The 18,931-nt window shown below is 71.9% G+C and carries 19 protein-coding genes and 1 tRNA gene; 12 read left to right on the top strand and 8 right to left on the bottom strand.

Features of this window, described 5'->3' with window-relative positions:
- Positions 1 to 31: 31 nt before the first annotated feature.
- Positions 32 to 883, top strand: a complete 852-nt coding sequence (locus D0D15_RS02100; protein ID WP_094003399.1) for a class I SAM-dependent methyltransferase — start codon at positions 32 to 34, stop codon at positions 881 to 883.
- Here D0D15_RS02100 and D0D15_RS02105 read toward each other — a convergent pair.
- The 3 genes from D0D15_RS02105 to D0D15_RS02115 form a co-directional block, all read right to left on the bottom strand.
- Positions 880 to 1,368 (bottom strand): SRPBCC family protein, encoded by a 489-nt coding sequence (locus D0D15_RS02105; protein WP_094003398.1) that lies wholly within the window; start codon positions 1,366 to 1,368, stop codon positions 880 to 882. The two genes, D0D15_RS02100 and D0D15_RS02105, sit on opposite strands and share 4 nt — an antisense overlap.
- Positions 1,365 to 1,703 carry an ArsR/SmtB family transcription factor gene (locus tag D0D15_RS02110; RefSeq protein ID WP_094003397.1) on the bottom strand — a complete coding sequence of 113 codons (339 nt, stop codon included), beginning with the start codon at positions 1,701 to 1,703 and terminating at the stop codon, positions 1,365 to 1,367. Before D0D15_RS02110 ends, D0D15_RS02105 begins: the two co-directional genes overlap by 4 nt.
- 515 nt (positions 1,704 to 2,218) lie before the next feature.
- Positions 2,219 to 3,379, bottom strand: coding sequence for a macrolide family glycosyltransferase (locus tag D0D15_RS02115; RefSeq protein ID WP_094003396.1), 1,161 nt, complete (start codon positions 3,377 to 3,379; stop codon positions 2,219 to 2,221).
- Positions 3,380 to 3,464: 85 nt separating this feature from the next.
- On the opposite strand from D0D15_RS02115, the gene D0D15_RS02120 reads away from it, so the two are divergent.
- Positions 3,465 to 3,887: a PPOX class F420-dependent oxidoreductase gene (locus D0D15_RS02120; protein ID WP_094003395.1), complete on the top strand. Its 423-nt coding sequence runs from the start codon at positions 3,465 to 3,467 to the stop codon at positions 3,885 to 3,887.
- Here D0D15_RS02120 and D0D15_RS02125 read toward each other — a convergent pair.
- Both D0D15_RS02125 and D0D15_RS02130 read right to left on the bottom strand, forming a co-directional pair.
- Entirely contained in the window at positions 3,872 to 4,912 is a 1,041-nt protein-coding gene (locus tag D0D15_RS02125; RefSeq protein WP_094003394.1) for a trans-sulfuration enzyme family protein, read from the bottom strand. The genes D0D15_RS02120 and D0D15_RS02125 overlap by 16 nt on opposite strands.
- Positions 4,909 to 5,586 carry a B3/B4 domain-containing protein gene (locus tag D0D15_RS02130; protein WP_094003393.1) on the bottom strand — a complete coding sequence of 226 codons (678 nt, stop codon included), beginning with the start codon at positions 5,584 to 5,586 and terminating at the stop codon, positions 4,909 to 4,911. Before D0D15_RS02130 ends, D0D15_RS02125 begins: the two co-directional genes overlap by 4 nt.
- A 45-nt stretch (positions 5,587 to 5,631) precedes the next feature.
- Here D0D15_RS02130 and D0D15_RS02135 point away from each other — a divergent pair, with 45 nt between their 5' ends.
- Together D0D15_RS02135 and D0D15_RS02140 are read left to right on the top strand one after the other, a co-directional pair.
- The gene (locus tag D0D15_RS02135) at positions 5,632 to 6,183 is read left to right on the top strand and encodes a helix-turn-helix domain-containing protein (protein ID WP_094003392.1); all 552 of its coding nucleotides are present in this window, start codon (positions 5,632 to 5,634) and stop codon (positions 6,181 to 6,183) included.
- A 62-nt stretch (positions 6,184 to 6,245) separates the two neighbouring features.
- Positions 6,246 to 6,620, top strand: a complete 375-nt coding sequence (locus D0D15_RS02140; protein ID WP_094003391.1) for an FKBP-type peptidyl-prolyl cis-trans isomerase — start codon at positions 6,246 to 6,248, stop codon at positions 6,618 to 6,620.
- Here D0D15_RS02140 and D0D15_RS02145 read toward each other — a convergent pair.
- A complete protein-coding gene (locus D0D15_RS02145) occupies positions 6,613 to 7,494 on the bottom strand; it encodes a LysR family transcriptional regulator (protein WP_094003390.1) in 882 nt (293 codons plus the stop codon). The genes D0D15_RS02140 and D0D15_RS02145 overlap by 8 nt on opposite strands.
- 73 nt (positions 7,495 to 7,567) lie before the next feature.
- Between D0D15_RS02145 and D0D15_RS02150 the strand changes: the two genes are divergently transcribed.
- The 3 genes from D0D15_RS02150 to D0D15_RS02160 are packed head-to-tail and all read left to right on the top strand — an operon-like array spanning position 7,568 to position 10,456.
- Positions 7,568 to 8,467 (top strand): serine/threonine dehydratase, encoded by a 900-nt coding sequence (locus D0D15_RS02150; protein WP_115944192.1) that lies wholly within the window; start codon positions 7,568 to 7,570, stop codon positions 8,465 to 8,467.
- Positions 8,468 to 8,480: 13 nt separating this feature from the next.
- Complete coding sequence (locus tag D0D15_RS02155) at positions 8,481 to 8,801, top strand: hypothetical protein (RefSeq protein WP_094003388.1); 321 nt, start codon at positions 8,481 to 8,483, stop codon at positions 8,799 to 8,801.
- Positions 8,802 to 8,812: 11 nt separating this feature from the next.
- Positions 8,813 to 10,456, top strand: a complete 1,644-nt coding sequence (locus D0D15_RS02160; protein WP_143266133.1) for a hypothetical protein — start codon at positions 8,813 to 8,815, stop codon at positions 10,454 to 10,456.
- On the opposite strand, the gene D0D15_RS02165 is transcribed toward D0D15_RS02160, so the two are convergent.
- Both D0D15_RS02165 and D0D15_RS02170 read right to left on the bottom strand, forming a co-directional pair.
- Positions 10,392 to 12,425, bottom strand: a complete 2,034-nt coding sequence (locus D0D15_RS02165; protein ID WP_158224389.1) for an NB-ARC domain-containing protein — start codon at positions 12,423 to 12,425, stop codon at positions 10,392 to 10,394. The genes D0D15_RS02160 and D0D15_RS02165 overlap by 65 nt on opposite strands.
- 205 nt (positions 12,426 to 12,630) lie before the next feature.
- Positions 12,631 to 12,713: transfer RNA gene (locus D0D15_RS02170), tRNA-Leu, on the bottom strand.
- A 130-nt stretch (positions 12,714 to 12,843) separates the two neighbouring features.
- Between D0D15_RS02170 and D0D15_RS02175 the strand changes: the two genes are divergently transcribed.
- The 5 genes from D0D15_RS02175 (at position 12,844) to D0D15_RS02195 (ending at position 18,931) form a co-directional block, all read left to right on the top strand.
- Positions 12,844 to 14,055, top strand: a complete 1,212-nt coding sequence (locus D0D15_RS02175) for a DUF3662 and FHA domain-containing protein (protein WP_094003385.1) — start codon at positions 12,844 to 12,846, stop codon at positions 14,053 to 14,055.
- A gap of 124 nt (positions 14,056 to 14,179) precedes the next feature.
- On the top strand, positions 14,180 to 14,647 hold the full coding sequence (locus tag D0D15_RS02180) for an FHA domain-containing protein FhaB/FipA (RefSeq protein ID WP_094003384.1): 468 nt from the start codon (positions 14,180 to 14,182) through the stop codon (positions 14,645 to 14,647).
- Positions 14,644 to 15,972, top strand: coding sequence for a PP2C family protein-serine/threonine phosphatase (locus tag D0D15_RS02185; RefSeq protein ID WP_094003383.1), 1,329 nt, complete (start codon positions 14,644 to 14,646; stop codon positions 15,970 to 15,972). Before D0D15_RS02180 ends, D0D15_RS02185 begins: the two co-directional genes overlap by 4 nt.
- Positions 15,972 to 17,468 (top strand): FtsW/RodA/SpoVE family cell cycle protein, encoded by a 1,497-nt coding sequence (locus D0D15_RS02190; RefSeq protein ID WP_094003382.1) that lies wholly within the window; start codon positions 15,972 to 15,974, stop codon positions 17,466 to 17,468. The genes D0D15_RS02185 and D0D15_RS02190 overlap by 1 nt, the downstream gene beginning before the upstream one ends.
- On the top strand, positions 17,465 to 18,931 hold the full coding sequence (locus D0D15_RS02195; RefSeq protein WP_094003381.1) for a peptidoglycan D,D-transpeptidase FtsI family protein: 1,467 nt from the start codon (positions 17,465 to 17,467) through the stop codon (positions 18,929 to 18,931). The genes D0D15_RS02190 and D0D15_RS02195 overlap by 4 nt, the downstream gene beginning before the upstream one ends.

Genomic DNA, 18,931 nt, shown 5'->3' on the forward strand with positions numbered 1-18,931 from the left:
GCTCATCGCGGGTGATCGCTACCGTCCGGGCGTGGCGTACGAACACCCACTGGCCTACGTCCTCGGACTGGAAGGCCTGGCGCTGCTGCGATCCTTCCGCGGCGAGCACGACCGCGCGTTCGTGGCGGAGCGCCTGGCCGAGATCCGGCGGCTGCTGGACGAGTCCCCGGACGGTGTCGAGGTCACGCACGTCGATCCCGCCGAGGGCTACGACCTCTGGACCGCCACGTACGACGCGCCCAATCCGGCGTTCGACTTCGACGAACCGTTCGTGCGCGCGGTCGCCGGCCGGATGCCGCCCGGCGTCGCGCTGGACGCGGCCTGCGGGACCGGACGCGTGGCCGCGGTGCTGGCCGGGTGCGGGCACCGGGTGATCGGGGTGGACGGCTCGGCGGGGATGCTCGAACAGGCCCGGAAACGCGTGCCGGAGGCGGAATTCCACCTCGGGACCCTGACCGCGCTGCCGGTCGCCCAGGTCGATCTCGTCACGTGCTCGCTCGCGCTGACGCACGTGCCGGACCTCGGCCCGGTGTTCGCGGAGTTCGCGCGCGTGCTGCGGCCGGGCGGGCGCCTGGTGATCGCCGACGTGCACCCGGAGCAGGTGGCCCGCGGGCACGTCCCGGCGGTGCGCCGCGCGGACGGTTCCCCGGCGCGGGTGCGCTCGCACTGCCACCGCACGGGCGACTACCTGCGGGCCGCGCTCGCCGCCGGGTTCGAACTGCGCCGGTGCGAGGAACCGGTGGCGCCGTCGCGGGAAATCCCGGCGTCGGAGCCGGGCCCGTGGGAGGCGTGGCCGTGGTCGCTGGCCGGACTGGCGCCGGCGGCCGCGCGGGCCGCCGGCGCCGGAGTGCCGTCGATGATCCTGTGGGAGTTCCGGAACTAGTCCTCGGCGAGGATGGCGTCGATCTGGCCCTCGGCGAGCTTCATGCCCTCCTCCATGCCCATTTCGATCAGCTTCTCCAGCTGCTCCAGGCTGGCGAAGGAGTTGACCGTGGTCATCCGGGTGCCGGAGCCGTTCGCCTCGAGGGTGACCGCGCAGTGGATGACCGGCATCTCGCTGTTCGGCTCGCCCTCGTCGTCGGCGAAGCCGTCGTCGAACTCCAGCCGGTGCGGGGCGTCGACCGCGGTGATCTCCCACCAGCCGCCGGACTTCGTGCCGTCCGGGCCGGTCATGAAGTAGCGGGAGCGGCCGCCGACCTTGAAGTCGTGCTGCTCGAACGTCGCGGGCCAGCTCGGCGGGCCCCACCACCGCTCGAGCTTGCGCGGGTCCTCCCACACGCGCCAGACGCGGTCCGGCGCCGCGTCGTACTCGGCGACGATCGTGAGGGTCAACGCCTCGGTGTCCTTGTGCGAGCTGATGACAGTCATTCGTCCTCCTCGGACAGGATGTCCGCGATGGCCTGGGCGCGGTGGCGCCAGATCCGTTCGTATTCGTCGAGCAGCCGGGCTGCCTTGCGCAGAACCTCGGGATTGCCGTGCACGAGCTGCTCCCTCCCGCTCCGCTGTTTGACGACGAGCGACGCCCGCGCGAGCACCGCCACGTGCTTCTGCACGGCGGCGAAACTCATGTCGTACCGGCGGGCGAGCTGGGAAATCGACTCCTCCCGCCGGAGCACCCGGGTGACGATGTCGCGCCGGGTGGCGTCCGCGAGTGCGTGGAAGATCCGGTCGATCTCCGCGTCGTCGAGTTGACTTACAACCATATGGTTGTACGTTAGTGGCCGCGTGGGCCCGTGGCAAGGGTGTCCGGGCCCACCAGCTGACGCGGTGGACAGGTGGGTGGTCGCCGAGCGCGGTGTGGGGCCGGTGGTGGCTGTAGCCGTGGAGCCAGGCCGGTAGCGAGGCGACACCCTCGGCGGAGGAGTCGTCGACCGTGGCGTAGGCCCATTCGACGGCGGGGCAGTGGCGCGGCGGACGAACCCGGCGCGGGCGTGCTGGTTCTCCTCGCCCTCGGCAGTGCTGATGACCTCGATGTAGCTCTCCGGTGGGGGTCGAGGTCGATCAACCGCGAGATGCCGAACCGACCAGCACGTTGTGCACCCCGGCCGCGCAAATTCGCGTGCCGTGCGAGGCATTACGGTGCGGCACGACGCCTCCGGGCTTCGAGGTGCGGTTCCTGGACAGCTCCACACCGCGCCCGGAGGTCCTCCCTACATCAAGATCATCCGTCCTGGTGTGTCCGCACCCACCGCGTCACCAACCTCCATAGGTTGGACAGCTAGCCGAGCAGCTCCTCGAGGAGGTCGGCCGCCCGCGGGGAACCGCCCTCGGCGCGGGTTTCGGTCCGCAGTCGGGCCGACGCGCGGGCGACCTCGGGATCGGCGACGAGTTCGAGCAGGGCGGCACGCAGGCTCTCGGCCGTCGCGTCCGCCGTGTCGAGTCGCCGGGCCACGCCGAGTTCGACCAGGCGGTCGGCGTTCATGAACTGCTCGGCGGCCTGCGGCACCGCGATCATCGGCACGCCGGCGTGCAACCCCTCGGCGCTGCTGCCCATGCCCGCGTGCGTGATGAAAGCGTCGGCCTGCGCCAAGATCGCCGGCTGCGGCACCCAGGACCGGACGTCCACGTTCGCCGGGACGTCCCCGAGGTCGGCCGGGTCGACGTACTTGCCGATCTGCAGCACCACGTGCCACCCGGGCAGGTCCCCGAACGCGGCGAGGCACTCGCGGTAGAACCCGGCCTGGCGCGTGAAGGCCGAGCCGAGCGACACCAGCAGGACCTTCTCGGCGTCCGCGGGCCGCGTCCAGCCGCCCTCCTCCGCGCGGGCGCCGAGGCACGGGCCGACGAAGGTCACGCTGTCGTCCACCCGCTCGGAGTTCAGCTGCATCGCCCGCGGAATCAACGCCAGGGTGCGCGGCGACCGGCCGGAGAAGGCGTCGCTGTCCAAAGTGGTCGCACCGCACCCGGCGAGCCACTCGGCGAACTTCGCGCGGTGGGCGTCGGCGCCCGGTAGCGCCCGCAACTGCGCGGCGACCTCCTCTTCGTAGCCGTTCCACGCCACGAAGGTCGGCGACAACTGCACGAACGGCCGCCCCTGCGATTCGGCGAGGGCACGCGCCGCGTACGCGCCGATGTCGTAGAGGTAGAGATCCGCCGGATCCTCGTCGTAGACGGCCCGCAGCTGCGGGAGAGCCTGGATCTGGTCGTCGAGGAACCGGTCCATCGCGGCGATCGGATCTGCGGGCCAGTCGTTGTCCGCCACCGGGAGCGTCGAGGTGCACGGCACCAGTTCGGCGCCGGTGGGCTCGATCAGGTGGGCGACCACGGGATCGTTGGCGTAGGTGACCCGATGGCCCCGAGCGACCAGTTCACGGATGACCTCGAGGCTGGGCAGAACGTGACTGACGGGGGCGACCCCAACCATGGCGATGTGAGACATGATGATCGAACCCTAACCGGGTCCGGGCCGCGCCACAGCTCGATTTCCTTGACCTCCACTTACCTGGAGGTTCTATGGTGCAGTCATGATCTTCACCGAGCGCGAGCGCGCTTACCTGACGAACCAGCCCCTCGGCCGGATGGGCACCGTCGACGCGAAGGGGCGTCCGCAGGTGCGGCCACTGGGGTTCCAGCTCAACGACGACGGCACGATCGACATCGGCGGGCCGGACCTCAGCAAGAGCCAGAAGTGGCGCAACCTGCAGCAGAACCCGGAAGTCTCGTTCGTCGTCGACGACATGACGCCGGACGAGCCCGGCGCGATCAAGCCCGGCTGGGGACGGGGCATCGAGATCCGCGGCACGGCCGAGCTGATCACCGGCATCGAGCCGCCCGCGTACGGCGGGCCGTGGTTCAGCAACGAGCGGATCCGGATCCACCCGCGTGTCGTGCACGCCTGGCACGTGGACCCGGACCCGCTCGTCCGGCGGGCTCAGGTCAGCGCCTGAGCCAGGTCCCGCCAGAGGTCCTCGGGGTCTTCCAGCCCCACGCTGAACCGCACGAGGCCGGCCGGCACGTGCGCGTCGCCCGGCCACATGGCACGGCGTTCGACGATGCTCTCCACCCCGCCGAGGCTGGTGGCGTGCCGGATCAGCCGCAGCGACGCGCACAGGCGGTCGGCGGCGGCCGCGTCGGCCAGGTCGAACGCGATCATCGTGCCCTGGCCGGGGTAGCGCACCTTCGTCACCGCCGGGTGCTCACCGAGCCGCTCGGCCAGCAGGGCCGCGGTGCGCGACTGCTCGGCCAGCCGCACCGGCAGCGTCCGCAGCCCGCGCAGCGCGAGCCACGCCTCCAGCGCCCCGGGGGTCGCGCCGTTGCGGGTGCGGGCGTCGCGCAGCTCCTGGGCCACGCCCGCGTCCGCCGCGACGGTCAGGCCCAGCAGCAGGTCGCTGTGCCCGCCGATCAGCTTGGTCGCGCTGTGCACGACGATGTCCGCGCCCAGCGACAGCGGCTGCTGCCCCAGCGGCGTGGCGAACGTGTTGTCCACGACCACCCGCGCGCGCTGCCCGGTCAGCGGCGCGATGTCGATCAGGTCGAGCGTCGGGTTGGTCGGCGACTCGACCCACACCACGTCGGCCTCGCGGGCGGCGGCCAGCCAGCCCTCCCGGTCGGACGGCTCGATGCGCCGCACCTTCAGCCGCCCCTTGCCCGCCGCGTGGTCGAGCAGGCCGCGGGTGCCCGCGTAGCTGTAGACCGGCACGGCGACCTCGGCGCCCACGTCCAGCAGGTCCAGCACCGCCGCCGCGGTCGCGATGCCCGACGCGAACGCCGTCGCGTGCCCGCCTTCGAGCGCGCCGACGGCCTCCTCCAGCGCCACCCAGGTCGGCGTGCCGTCCTCGCGCGCGTACTTGAAGCCCGCCCCGGCGAGGTAGGTGCTCGCCGGCACCAGCGGCGTGTTCAGCGGCTCACCCGGTTCGTCCGGCCGTCCGGCGGCCACCGCGCGCGTGCGCGGGGCCAGGTCGTCGAGGTTCACGCGTTCTCCCTGATCAGTGTGCGGGCCACCGTGGCGCCCGGGGCCAGCGCCGTCAGCCGCGACACCAGGTCGTCGGCCGCGTCCGACAGCGCGTCCAGCGACATCGGCTCGAGCCGTTCCAACAGGAACAGACCGCGCTCGCTGTCCTCCCGCAGCCGGGTGCGCACGCACTGGCGGTGGTTCCAGCGACGGCAGGTCACCCCGGCGTCGTCCCGCCACACGACTTCGCCCGCGTCGGCGACCTCGGTGTCCGGCTCGCCGTTGCGGACGGTGTCGAAGGCCTCGTCGCCCCGCGCCCGGACCAGCCGCGGCAACCCAACGTAACAGTCGAGGTCCTCGCCGCCGACCGGCAGCCGGTGCTGCACGGACACCGCGTTGTAGAGGTCGACCACCCGGTTGACCTGCGGCAGCCCGGCGCCGGCGCGGCGCAGCAGGGCGTCCGCCGAGGGCCGGGTGCGGTTCGGCTTCGCCCCGAACGCGCGGTACGCCTCCCGCCACGCCTCGACGTGGGGATCGTCACCAGCCGATTCGGCCGCGACGGCCAGCGCCTTCGCCGAGTCCTCGTCGCTGGGCCCGCTGGGCAGGCCCTCGACCACGACGGCCAGCACCGCGAAGTCCGGCCGCAGCGCGAAGACCTCCGGATCGACCCGGATCCCGTTCAGCACGTCAGTCATGGACGGTCATTCTACCGACCGCGTGGTGCAGTAAAGTGACCGACCATGAGCGACCCCGCCGCCGCCCTCGCCCGCAACATCCGCGCCCACCGCACGGCGCGGCAGTGGAGCATGGACGCGCTGGCCGCCCGCGCCGGGCTGAGCAAGGGCGTGGTCGTGGCGCTGGAGCAGGGCCGGGGCAACCCGAACCTGGCCACGCTGATCCGGGTCAGCGACGCGCTCGGCGTTTCGCTCACCGCACTGCTCGAAGGCGGGGAACCGCCTGCGATCTCGGTCACCAACACCGACACGGTGCTGTGGCAGGGCCCCTCCGGCGGCACCGGCCGCCTGCTGTCCGGTACCGACGCGCCCGCGCCCGCCGAACTGTGGCGCTGGCACCTCGAACCGGGCGAACGGCACGACAGCGAGGGCCACGCCGCGGGCACCCACGAACTCATCCACGTCCTGGCCGGTGAGCTGCACCTCAGCGTCGGCGAGCGGGCCGTCACCGTGCCGGCCGGATCGACCGCCCGGATGACCGCCGACGAGCCGCACACCTACGCCAACCTGGGCGAAGAGCCGGTCGACTACGTCGGCGTGGTCGTGGTGCCGAGCTGAACATGCGTCGCCCGCGGCCGGTGGGTACCGTGCAGCGACCGCAACGACAGGGAGGAATACGCATGGCACTCGAACGCCCCGAGGTCGAGAAGCCGACCGGGCCGCCCCCGGCTGAGCTGGAGGTCACCGACCTCACCGTCGGTGACGGCGCCGAAGCCGCCGCGGGCAACGTCGTGTCCGTGCACTACGTCGGCGTCTCGCACGCGACCGGCGAGCAGTTCGACGCGTCCTGGGACCGGGGTGAGCCGCTGCGCTTCCCGCTCGGCGCCGGGCACGTCATCCCCGGCTGGGACCAGGGTGTGCAGGGCATGAAGGTCGGTGGCCGCCGCCGGCTGGTCATCCCGCCGCACCTGGCCTACGGCGACCGCGGCGCGGGCAACGTCATCAAGCCCGGCGAGACGCTGGTCTTCGTGGTGGACCTGGTCGGCGTCAACTGAGCCGCGACGCCACGCGCGTCAGCAGGCTCACCACGGCCGAAGTGTGCGCGGCCGGCCGGGGGCGGTGCACCGCGTAGACCTCGCGGTCCAGCGCGCTCCCGGCCAGGTCGCGCACCACGATCCCGTCCGCGCCGCGCGCCACGCTCGCCGGCACCAGCGCCACGCCGAGCCCGGCCCGCACCAGCGCGAGGATCGCCGCGTAGTCCCGGGTCTCGTAGGCGATCCGCGGCTCCACCCCGTCCTTGGCGGCCAGCAGGTCCAGGCACGAGCGGTCCGCCGAGATCCAGTCGTCGTCCGCGAGGTCGATCAGCTTCACCTCGTCCGTTCGCGCCGCCCGGTGGTGGGCGGGCAGCACCAGCCGCAGCCGGTCGGCCAGCAGCGGCACCCGCGTCAGGCCACGCGCGGGCGGTAACCGCCGCCCCGGGTAGCGGTGCGTGATCAGCAGGTCGAGGTCGCCGGAGACCACGAGGTCGTAGCCGTCCGGCGGTTCCAGGTCCACCAGCCGTAGCCGGGTCGCCGGGTTGGCCCGCCGGAACTCGCCCACGACCTGCGGCAACAGCACCTGCCCCGCGGTCGCGAAGGTGCCCACGGTCAACGCCGCCGGTGGCTCGTCCCGCAGGGCCGCAAGCGCTTGCTCCGCCTCCCGCAGCTCCCCGACGATCGCTTCCCCGTGCCGGACGAGCCGCCGCCCGGCCTCGGTGAGCACCGTGCCGGTCGCGCGGCGGTCCAGCAGCGCGCACCCGGCCTCGCGTTCCAGCCGGGCCAGTTGCTGGGACAGCGCGGAGGCGGTGAAGCCCATGTTCCGCGCCGCGGTGGCGATGGATCCGGCGTGGGCGACCTCGACCAGGACGCGCAGCCGTTCGGCGACGAGCATGCCGTAAGTATCGCTAATGCCGGGCAATCGGAAAGCGCTGGCGGCTTACGGCCGGGTTGCGCACAGTGGAGACATGACAACCACCGTCGTCCCCGACGTCGCCAGCGCCGCGGAGCGCATCCGCCCGTACGTCCGCCACACCCCGATCCTGCGCGCCGAGGTCGACGGCCGTCCGCTCGTGCTGAAGCTCGAACACCTGCAGCGCACCGGCTCGTTCAAGCTGCGTGGCGCGCTGAACTCCCTGCTCACCGGTGAGCGGCCGGAACAGGTGGTCACCGCGTCCGGCGGCAACCACGGCATCGGGGTGGCGACGGCGGCGTCGATCCTCGGCCTGCCCGCGACGGTGTTCGTGCCGGAAGGCGTGCCGGCGAGCAAGGCCCGGCGGATCGAGGCGGCCGGTGCCCGGCTGGTGCGGGCCGGCTCGCGCTACGCGGAGGCGGCGGCCGCCGCTCACGAGGCCGCGGCCGCGCCGGGCGTGCGTTATGTCGAGGCGTACAACGACCCGGTCGTGGTGGCCGGTCAGGGCACGGTGGCGGCGGAGATCGTCGCCGACGCGCCCGAGGTGGACTCGATCGCGGTGGCCGTGGGCGGCGGCGGGCTCGCGGCCGGGGTGGCGCTCGGTTCCGGCGGGCGGCTGACGGTCGCGGTCGAGCCGGAGCGGTGCTCGTGCCTGCACCAGGCTCTCGCCGCCGGCCACCCGGTGGACGCGGAGGTGGACTCCATCGCCGCGTCCGCGCTGGGCGCGACCCGGGTGGGCGAGGTGCCGTTCGCGGTGCTGTCCGGACCGGACGTGCGGTCGCTGGTGGTGGGCGAGGCGGAGATCGTCGCGGCGCGGGACCGGCTGTGGGAGGAGTTCCGGCTGGCCGTCGAACCGGCGGCCGCGGTGCCGTTCGCCGCGTGGCTGGCCAGCGCGTTGCCCGGGGAGGTGCCGTGCGTTCTGCTCTGTGGCGCCAACGCGGACTGGACGCCGTGACTACGCTGGGATCATGCCGGAACCGATCCTGGTGTCCATCGCCACCGCCGCGGCGACGAAGGCCGTGCAGGGCCTGTACGAGCTGATCAAGCGCCGGTTCGCCGACGACCCGGAGGCGACGGCGGTGCTGGAGACCGCCACGCCCGAGGCGCCGGAGACCGTCGAGGTCCTGGCCGAGCGCCTCGACCAGGCCGGCCGGGAGGACCCGCGGTTCGCCGAGGCCCTGCGTGAGGCGTGGAGCCAGCACGGGGACGGGGCGAACAACCAGATCTCCGGGACGGTCCACGGCAACGTCGTGCAGGCGCGGGACATCAACGGCAACATCAGCTTCTAAGATCAACCGCCGTGTCGGTCGAGTGGAGCACTGTGCGCACCGAGCGCACCGTGCTGGCGATCGTGCACAACACCACGGCGGCGACGCGCCTGTTCGACATCCTGCCGCTGTTCGCCACGGATCCGCGGGTGCAGACGATCTTCACCTGCCCCGGGCCGAGCGCGTTCACCAACGGCACGCACGAGTACCTGGCGAAGGCCGGGATCGACGTGCTGCCCTGGGCGGAGGCCCTGGAGCGCCCCGCGGACCTGGCGATAGCCGCGAGCTACGGCGGCGACCTGCACAAGGTGAAGGCGCCGCTGATGGTCGTGCCGCACGGCATGGGCTACAACAAGTACCTCGATTCGGAGGGCCGCAGCGGGGTGTTCGGCCTGTCCGCGGACTGGCTGACGCACGAAGGCCGCGTCGTGCCGTCCGTGGTCGTGCTCTCCCACGAGGAACAGCTGGAGCGGCTGACCGCCGCCTGCCCGGAGGCCCGCGAGGTGGCGCTCGTCGCCGGTGACCCGTGTTTCGACCGGATGCTGGCCAGCCTCCCGCTGCGCGAGGCGTACCGGCAGGCACTGGGAGTCGACCCGGGCACGAAGCTGATCGTGATCTCGTCCACCTGGGGCGGCGAGTCCCTGCTCGGCAACGACCTGCAGCTCGCCCAGCGCCTCGCGACCAGCCTGGACATGGACGCCTACCGGATCGCGGTGGCGCTGCACCCCAACATCTCCGCGCACCACTCGTCCTGGCAGGTGCGGATGTGGCTGGACCACTGCCGGCGCGCCGGGGTCCTCGCCCTCCCCGAAGAGCGGTTCTGGTGCCAGGCGCTGGTCGCCGCCGACCTCACCCTGGGCGACCACGGCTCGGTCAGCTTCTACTCGGCCGCGCTGGGCACACCGGTGATCCTCGTCTCGGCCCCCGCGGAGGCCGTCGCTCCGGATTCCCCGATCGCCCGGCTGCTCGCCGTGGCGCCGCGGCTCACCGAGGACCCGGTCCGCCAGATCGAGGAGGTCATCGCCGGGCACGATCCCCTCCGGACGGCCGCGATCACCTCGTGCACCACCTCGCTGCCCGGCACCTCCGGCACGGTGCTGTCCGAGACGATCTACCGCCACCTCGGCCTGGACCCCGTGCGGGCGGACCTGCGCGTCCTGCCCGTGCCGGAGGTCGAGATCCCGGAACCACGCGCTCACCTGGCCCGGGTCGAGTTCCGTCGCGGCGAAGCCGTGGTGACCCGCTTCCCGGCGGACTCCCTGCGTGAACCCCGGCGCGCTCCGGACCGGACACACCTCGTGGTCGACGTCCGCGAGACCAGCGCGCGGCTGCTCGACAACGCCGACATCGTGGTGCACCACCACCCGCGGGATCCGGAGAGCTGGATCTCCGCGCAGCTGCGGTCGCTGCCCGGCTGCGCGCTGGCACTCGCGCGCGGCCAGGACGGCTGGCTCGCGGGCACCGACGACGGCGGGCTCGTCCGGTTCGACGGCCTCACCGGGCCGGCCGACGCGTTCGCGTCCGCGCTCTACCAGCTGCCGGTCGGTGCCATCCCGGGGTCACTCCGCGTACGGGTGGGCGGGCGCCCGCACCAGGCGCGGGTCACGGTGCTCAGGACAGCCCGGCGAGCCGCGCCGCGGCCATCTCCGCCTCACGCGGAAAGCCGAACCGGGTGAAGATCCGCTCGGCTTCGCGCAGGTCGGGCACGGGATCGGCGCCCTCGGCCCGTGCCACGTCGGCGAGCGCGAGCCGCGCCTCGCCCCGTTCGCGGTGGTAGCCGGTGACACTCGTCACCCCGCCGAGCAGCTCCCTGGCTTCGGCGAGACGTCCCGCGGCGCACAGCTTCCGGCCGCGCCACAGATCGGTCTTGACCACGTTGCCCTGATCCCGGTGGGCCGCGAAGTAGGCGCGGGCCAGGTCGAGCAGCGCCAGCGCCTCGTCCGGCTCCAGCACCTTGGCCAGGTGCATACGGGCCAGCGCGAGGCGGCGCTCGTCGGCGATGCGCCCGGCGAGGTCCAGGTTCTCCCGCAGCACGTCGCCCGCCCGCGGGTCACTCTCGTCGAGCAGCACCAGCCCGAGGCCCTCCAAGGCGGTGGCCTCAGCCTCGAGCGAACCGGCCTCCCGGGCGGCGTCCAGCGCGGAACGCAACACTTCGGCGGCGGTCTCGTACTCCCCTCGCTGGCGGTGGGCGAACCCCAGCTGGGTCCGGAGCACGGACACCAGCAGCGGATCACGCAGCGCCTCGGCGGCCGCCACACCGCGCTGGTTCACCTCGATCATGTCCTGGCCGTACCCGCCGCGCTCGTGCAGGACCCACAACGCGAGGGCGAGTTGCGCGGTGCGCATGAGCACCCCGGCGCGGTAGGCCTCGTCGACGGTGGCGCACAGGTTCGGGTGCTCGTCCGCCAGCCAGGTCAGCGCGGTCGCGCGGTCGTCGAACAACCGGAGGTCGTCGAGCAGCCGGTTCCAGATCCGGCCCGGGCTGACCACCCGGGCCGCCGACACCGCGTGCGCCCAGTAGTGCTCGATCAGCGCGCCCATCACCGGCCTGCTCAGCTTGGTCCGGGCGTGGTCACGCACGAGCCCGAGCATCAGGACGCGTTCCTCGTCGGCGCGGGTGACGAGCCGGGCACGGACCAGACCGCGCAGCCCGTCACGGGCGTCCTCGTCGGGTTCCCCGAGCGGCGCCGCGACCGCTCGGGAGCTGACCGCGGCGGACCCGGGATGCGCCCCCAGCACGCCGTACACCCGCTGGGTCAGCTCGTCCATCCGCTCGTAGGCGGCGTCCAGCACGGCCCGGACCGACAGCTCGCGGTCCCGGGACAGCTCGTGCAGGACCCGCTCCCGCCGAGCGAGCCGCCGGGCGAGCCGGGCGGCGGGCTCGTCGGTGTCCGCGTCGGCGAGCATCATGCCCACCACGCACAGCGCGATGGTCGAGCCGTCGCACACCTCGACCAGCTGATCGATCGCGTCCGGCTCGGCGGCGACCAGGCGCTCACCCGCGATCCGGGCCAGCAGCTCGCGGGACGCCTCCGCGCTCATCGGCTCGATGTCCACCTCCTCCGGAACGGTGTGCACCCGCAGCGTCCCCAGCTCGCGGGCCTGCGTGATCAGCACCGCGGAGTCGCCTTCGTCCGGCATGAGCGCGCGGACCTGGCTGGCCAGCACCGCGTCGTCGATCACCAGCGCGATCGACCTGCCGCGGCACCAGTCGCGCCACAGCGCCGACAGGCCTTCCAGGCTGTGCGGCAGATCCTCGGCGCGGAACTCACCGGTGGCCAGCAGCAGCGTGCGCAAGCCGGTGAGCAGCCGGTCGCTGTCGCTGAGCCCGCCGCCCAGGCGGACGAAGAACGGCCCGCCGTCCGGGTAGTCGCCGGTGTGCCGGTGGACCCACCGCACGGCCAGTTCGGTGCGACCGGAACCGGGTGGACCCTTCACGATCACCACGATCGGGCGGCCGGTGCGGCGCGCGAAGATCGCGTCCAGCTTCTTCAGCGGGTCCTCGTGGTTCGTGTAGTGCGCCGTCAGGGGCGGCAGGAGGCTGTACCCCCGCGGCTCCGAGCGCGCCGCTCCGAACTGCATGGTGCCGGTGAAGTTGCCGACCTGCACCGCGTTGTGGGCGTCCCCCTCGAACCGGTTCCGCACGTACCAGCTCCCCATCACTCGACACCGGAACTACCGCACCATAGTGCTCCCCACCGCGTCACAGAGCACCAATGATTGCTACGGAGACATCCTGATGGCGGCACGGAGGGTCACGCCGCGGGAGCGCTCCTCACCGCGACCGGGTGAGATACATCGTGCAACGAAAAAACCCGGGCCCTGGAAATCCAGGGCCCGGGTTGTCGGGTGGGCGAGGAGGGAGTTGAACCCTCACGTCCTTTCGGACACACGGACCTGAACCGTGCGCGTCTGCCATTCCGCCACTCGCCCGAGTTGCTGCGACAGCGAAGAGAACTTTAGCAGGCCGTTTCGGGGCCCTTCACCGGGGGTCGTGTCGAAGGGCGCGGATCCCGATAGGATCGATGCGAAAGCACATGGTGCGAAGGAGGGCTTGGGTTCCGTGGGTCGCGTTGAGCGCTTCGATCGACGCCTGGAATCCCTGGTGGGCAACACCTTCGCACGCATGTTCGGCGGCAACGTCGTCACCCAAGAGGTGGCGCAGGCCCTGGAACGCGAAGGCGAGGACAACGTTCGTGAGCTGGCCGGTGGCAGGCTGCTCGCCCCCAACCACTACATCGTGTCGCTGGGGCCGACGGACTACGACCGGATGGCCGGCGATGAGTTGCGTGTCACCCGGGTGCTCACCGAAGCCGTGAAGGAGCACCTCGCCGAACACGGATGGGACACCTATGGTGACGTCGTAGTTTCGCTCGAGCGCAACGACGCGCTGCATACTGGACAATTCAAGACCCGTTCATCCGTCGACCCCGACGTCAGCGCGCGTAACGTCGCGGGTTCAGGACGGTCAGCACGACCCAGCAACGCAGGAGACCCAGCAATGAGCCAGCCCCCCGGCTACGGCCAAGGCCAATACGACCAGGGTGACCCGTACGGCCAGCAGGGCCAGTACGGCTACGGACAGCAGGGACAGCCCGGTTATGACCAGGGTGGCTATGGCCAGCCGGGTTACGACCAGGGGTACGGCCAGCAGCCCGGGTACGACCAGGGCGGCTACGGGCAGCAGCCGGGTTACGACCAGGGCTACGGGCAGCAGCCCGGCTACGACCAGGGCGGCTACGGCCAGCAGCCGGCCTACGACCAGGGCTACGGCCAGCCCCAGGGCGGGTACGACCAGGGCTACGCACAGCAGCCGGGCTACGACCAGGGCGGTTACGGCCAGCAGCCGGGTTACGACCAGGGCTACGGGCAGCAGCCCGGCTACGGCACCCCGCCGGGCGGTTACGGGCCCCCGCAGGGCGCGCCGGACCCGTACGCGCAGCAGGGCTACGCCCCGCCGCCGGCCGCTCCGGGCGCCGGGCGCCAGGTCCAGGCGGTCCTGCAGCTCGACGACGGCTCGAACCGGAACTACACCCTCAAGCAGGGCGGCAACGTCATCGGCCGCGGCCAGGACGCCGACTTCCGCCTGCCCGACACCGGGGTCTCCCGCCGCCACCTGGAGATCACCTGGGACGGCCAGAGCGCGACGCTCGCCGACATCGGCTCCACGAACGGCACCACGGTCAACGGCACCCCCGTCCAGACCTGGCAGCTCGCGGACGGCGACGTGATCCGGGTCGGTCACTCCTCGCTGGTGTTCCGCACGCAGGGCTGACACACGCGCCGGTAACCTGCGCCTGACCGGGTTCGCACCCGAAATCCCGTGTCCCGCAGAATGACTCCTGCGGGACGCCGCGGCGCACGCGTGCCACGGTCGGGAGAACAGAAGGCGGAGACACGTGCCGGAGCTGGTCGTTCAACTCACCAGAGTGGGCTTTCTCGTGCTGCTCTGGCTGTTCGTGCTGGCCGCCCTTCGGGTGGTGCGCTCGGATCTCTACGCGGCCTCGGGCCTGAAGGTGGCGATGCCCGGGCTGCGCCGGGCCAAGGAGCAGAAGAAGCCGCGGGGCAACGCGAAGACGCCCCGCCAGCTGCTCGTCACCCACGGGGCGCTGGCCGGCACGCGGATCACGCTCGACGGCAGGCCGATCACGATCGGCCGCGCCGACGACTCCACCCTGGTGCTGGACGACGACTACGCCTCGACCCGGCACGCCCGTCTCGTACTGCGCGGTGCGGACTGGTACGTGGAAGATCTGGGATCGACCAACGGGACTTATCTGGACCGGGCTAAGGTCACTGCACCCCTCCGAGTCCCACTCGGTGTCCCCATCCGGATCGGCAAGACGGTGATCGAGCTTCGCCCATGACACTCGTTCTTCGCTACGCGGCCCGCAGCGACCGTGGCCTGGTGCGGTCCAGCAACCAGGACTCGGTGTACGCGGGTCCCCGCCTGCTCGCACTCGCCGACGGCATGGGTGGCCATGCCGCGGGTGAGGTGGCCAGCAAGGTCGTGATCGCCTCCCTCGCCCCGCTCGACGACGACGAGCCCGGCGACGACCTGCTGACCATGCTCAGAGACGCGGTGGCCGGCGGCAACGCGGCCATCAGCGAGCTGGTGGCGAACGACCCGGACCTCGACGGCATGGGCACCACGCTCACCGCGATGCTGTTCTCCGGCTCGCGCCTGGGCATGGTCCACGTGGGCGACTCGCGCGCCTACCTGTTCCGCAACGGCCAGCTGACCCAGATCACCCGCGACGACAGCTTCGTCAACGAGCTGCTGGAGCAGGGCCGCATCACCGCCGACCAGGCCGCGACCCACCCGCAGCGCTCGCTGCTGCTCAAGGCCCTCACCGGGCACGAGGTCGAGCCGAGCCTGACCGTGCGCGAAGCCCGCGCCGGCGACCGGTACCTGCTGTGCTCCGACGGCCTGTCCGGCATGGTCAGCGACGAGACGCTGGCCGAGGCGATCCGCATCCCGGACCCGCAGGACTGCGCCGACCGCATGATCGAGCTGGCGCTCAAGGGCGGCGGCACCGACAACGTGACGGTCATCGTCGCGGACGTGGTGGACGTCGACTACGGCGAGGACGCGCCCATCGTGGGCGGCGCCGCCGGGGACGGCAGCGACCAGTACGAACTCCAGGGCGACTCCCCCGCGGCCAGGGCCCGCGCGCTGACCCAGCCGCCCCCGCCCCCGCCGCCGCAGATGATCGCGCCGCCGGAGGAGCCGAAGAAACGCCGCAAGTGGCGCTGGGTCGTCGGCATCCTGCTGGTGCTGGTGGTGCTCGGCGCGGGCGCGATCGCCACCCGCTACTTCGTGCTGAGCCAGTACTACGTCGGCGAGGGCGCCAACCAGGAGGTCGCGATCTTCCGCGGCGTGCCCGGCAGCATCCTCGGCGTCCCGCTGCACCAGCAGGCCGAGGGCTCGTGCCCGTCCGGCGACCAGGTGTGCGACAAGCTGACCGTGCCGCAGCTGCAGCAGGACGCGCAGGCCGCGGTGCGCAACGGTGTGAAGAAGGACAGCTTGGCCGACGCGCGCGACTACATCGACAACTTCCTGCGCTACAAGACGCTGCGGGACTGCACCCAGACCACCATTCCCGGCGTGCCGACCGTGCCGAGCGAATCGACGAGCCAGCAGGCGGGGAGGGACTGCGCGACGACGACGGTGCCAGGTGGCGGTGGCTGATGTCCCAGCCATCGCTGTCCGATCCGGCAGCCTCCCTCTACGCGACGAACCCCCCGCGGGACATGCCGACCCGGCGTGGCACGGAACTGGCCATGCTGGGCTTCGCCGCGTTCATCGTCACCTGCGCGTTCGTGCTCGTGCAGGCGAACCAGGAGCAGGAGCTGTCCTGGTCGATCGTCTGGTACGGGCTGGCCTACCTGGGGTTGTTCTCGGTCGCCCACGTGGCCGTGCGCAGGTGGGCGGCGTACGCGGACCCGCTGATCCTGCCGTGCGTGGCGCTGCTCAACGGCCTCGGCCTGGTGATGATCTACCGGATCGACCTGGCCAACGCCGAGAAGGCGACGCAGGCGAGCAGGGACTTCACCGCGGACGCGCCGAAGCAGGTGCTGTTCACCGCGCTCGCGCTGGTGCTGTTCCTGGCCGTGCTGGTCCTGGTGAAGGACCACCGGACCCTGACCCGCTACGGCTACACCGCGGGCCTGGTCGGCATGGTCGCGCTGGCGTTGCCCGCGCTGCTGCCCAGCTCGCTGTCCGAGGTCAACGGCGCGAAGGTGTGGCTGAAGCTGCCGGGCTTCTCGATCCAGCCGGCGGAGTTCTCGAAGATCCTGCTGATGATCTTCTTCGCCTCCTTCCTGGTGGCCAAACGCGACCTGTTCATGATCGCGGGCCGGAAGGTGTTCGGCGTCGAGCTGCCGCGTGCGCGTGACCTGGGCCCGCTGCTGATCGCGGCCGGGGTCTGCCTCCTGGTCCTGGTGTTCGAGAAGGACCTGGGCACCTCGCTGCTGATCTTCGGCATCGTGCTGGTGATGCTCTACGTCGCCACCGAACGCGCGATCTGGGTGGTCACCGGCCTGAGCTTCTTCATCCTCGGCTGCCTGATCGCCTACCAGCTGTTCACGCACGTCGAGCAGCGCGTGGCGAACTGGATCGACCCGCTGGAGACCTACTCCGACCCGGGCGGCGGCTACCAGATCGCGCAGGGCCTGTTCGGCCTCGGCACCGGCGGGGTCGGCGGCACCGGGCTGGGCGCCGGGCGCCCGGAGATCGTGCCGGAGTCCAACACCGACTTCATCACCGCCGGACTCGGCGAGGAGCTCGGGTTCGTCGGCCTCGCCGCGATCCTGATGGTCTACCTGCTGCTGGCCACCCGCGGCATGCGCAGCGCGCTGGCGGTGCGGGACACGTTCGGCAAGCTGCTCGGCTGCGGCCTGTCGTTCGCGATCGTCATGCAGGTGTTCGTGATCGTCGGCGGGGTGACGAAGCTGATCCCGATGACCGGCATCACGACGCCCTTCCTGTCCTACGGCGGCTCGTCGCTGCTGGCCAACTACATCCTGGTCGCCCTGCTGCTCCGCATCTCGGACGCGGCGCGGCGGCCTGCCCAGAAGCCCCGGCCCAAGCAGCCGCAGCAACAGGCTCCGCTGGCCGAGGCGCACACGGTGATGGTGCAGCGGCCGCCGGCCGGGGGCAACGCGACAGGGGAACCGACGGCATGAACAAGCCCATGCGCCGCGTCGGCATCGCCATGATCACCATGGTGGTGCTGCTGCTGGCCAACATCACCTACATCCAGGTGGTGAAGGCCGACGACTACCGCACCGACTCGCGCAACCAGCGGGTGCTGCTGGACCAGTACTCCCGGCAGCGCGGCAGCATCGTGTCGCAGTACGACGGCCAGGTGCTCGCCGACGTCGTGGCGACGAACGACAAACTGAAGTTCGAGCGCCGCTACACCGACGGCCCGATGTACGCGCCGGTCACCGGCTACTACTCGGTGCGCTACGGCTCGGGCGGCATGGAGCGCGCCGAGGACGACATCCTCAACGGCGAGGACCCGCGGCTGTTCGTGCGCCGCCTGTCGGACATGGTGACCGGACGGGACCCGCGTGGCGGCAACGTCCAGCTGACCATCAACCCCGCCGTGCAGTCGGCCCTGTACAACGCGATGACCTCGAAGGGCTACACCGGCGCCGCGGTCGCGATGAACCCGAAGACCGGTGAGATCCTCGCGATGGTCTCCACCCCGTCGTACGACCCGAACGCCCTCGCCTCGCACGACAGCACCGCCCAGCAGGAGGCGTGGACCCGGTTCAACGACGACCCGAAGAACCCGATGCTGAACCGGGCGATCTCGGAGACCTACCCGCCGGGGTCGACGTTCAAGCTGCTGGTCGCCGCCGCCGAGCTGGAGAACGGCGCCACCGCCGACACCCCGGTGAGCAACGCGCCGAACGTGAAGCTGCCGGGCACCAACGTCACGCTGGAGAACTACGGCGGCGCGGCCTGTCCGGGCACGACGTTCAAGGACGCGCTGGCGCACTCCTGCAACGTGCCGTTCGCGACCTTCGCCGGCCAGCTGGGGGCGGACAAGCTGCGCCAGATCGCGGTCAACTTCGGCATCGGCACCCCGCTGTCGATCCCGATGAACGTGGCGCCCTCCAGCCTGGGCGACCTGGACTCGCAGGCCGCGCTGTACCAGAGCGGCATCGGCCAGCGCGACGTGCGGCTGACCCCGCTGCAGGACCTGATGCTGTCCGCCACGATCGCCAACGGCGGCATGGCGATGCGGCCGCAGCTGATCAAGAAGCTGCTCGCGCCGGACCTGTCCGACCTGGAGACCTTCTCGCCGCAGGAGCTGACCGGCACGCCGGCGCTGTCCGCGGAGAACGCGGCCGTGCTGCGCGACATGATGATCGCCTCCGAGGCCAACACCAAGGGCGGCGGCAAGCGCGGCAACATCCAGATCGCGTCCAAGACCGGTACCGCCGAGCACGGCACCGACCCGAAGGCCACCCCGCCGCACGCCTGGTACACCGCGTTCGCGCCGGCCGCCGACCCGCAGATCGCCGTCGCGGTCATCGTGGAGTCCGGCGGTAACCGCGGCCTGGAGGCCACCGGTGGCACCGTGGCCGCGGAGATCGGCCGTGCCGCGATCAACGCCCAGCTCGGGGGTGGGTAG

Source organism: Amycolatopsis thermalba (assembly GCF_003385215.1).
Taxonomy (GTDB): Bacteria; Actinomycetota; Actinomycetes; order Mycobacteriales; family Pseudonocardiaceae; genus Amycolatopsis_E; species Amycolatopsis_E thermalba.

Excerpts from the sequence above, each read along its gene's own strand:
- D0D15_RS02105 (WP_094003398.1), bottom strand. The coding sequence starts at position 1,368 with ATGACTGTCATCAGCTCGCACAAGGACACCGAGGCGTTGACCCTCACG.
- D0D15_RS02110 (WP_094003397.1), bottom strand. The coding sequence starts at position 1,703 with ATGGTTGTAAGTCAACTCGACGACGCGGAGATCGACCGGATCTTCCAC.
- D0D15_RS02115 (WP_094003396.1), bottom strand. The coding sequence starts at position 3,379 with ATGTCTCACATCGCCATGGTTGGGGTCGCCCCCGTCAGTCACGTTCTG.
- D0D15_RS02120 (WP_094003395.1), top strand. The coding sequence starts at position 3,465 with ATGATCTTCACCGAGCGCGAGCGCGCTTACCTGACGAACCAGCCCCTC.
- D0D15_RS02130 (WP_094003393.1), bottom strand. The coding sequence starts at position 5,586 with ATGACTGACGTGCTGAACGGGATCCGGGTCGATCCGGAGGTCTTCGCG.
- D0D15_RS02135 (WP_094003392.1), top strand. The coding sequence starts at position 5,632 with ATGAGCGACCCCGCCGCCGCCCTCGCCCGCAACATCCGCGCCCACCGC.
- D0D15_RS02140 (WP_094003391.1), top strand. The coding sequence starts at position 6,246 with ATGGCACTCGAACGCCCCGAGGTCGAGAAGCCGACCGGGCCGCCCCCG.
- D0D15_RS02145 (WP_094003390.1), bottom strand. The coding sequence starts at position 7,494 with ATGCTCGTCGCCGAACGGCTGCGCGTCCTGGTCGAGGTCGCCCACGCC.
- D0D15_RS02150 (WP_115944192.1), top strand. The coding sequence starts at position 7,568 with ATGACAACCACCGTCGTCCCCGACGTCGCCAGCGCCGCGGAGCGCATC.
- D0D15_RS02155 (WP_094003388.1), top strand. The coding sequence starts at position 8,481 with ATGCCGGAACCGATCCTGGTGTCCATCGCCACCGCCGCGGCGACGAAG.
- D0D15_RS02185 (WP_094003383.1), top strand. The coding sequence starts at position 14,644 with ATGACACTCGTTCTTCGCTACGCGGCCCGCAGCGACCGTGGCCTGGTG.
- D0D15_RS02190 (WP_094003382.1), top strand. The coding sequence starts at position 15,972 with ATGTCCCAGCCATCGCTGTCCGATCCGGCAGCCTCCCTCTACGCGACG.
- D0D15_RS02195 (WP_094003381.1), top strand. The coding sequence starts at position 17,465 with ATGAACAAGCCCATGCGCCGCGTCGGCATCGCCATGATCACCATGGTG.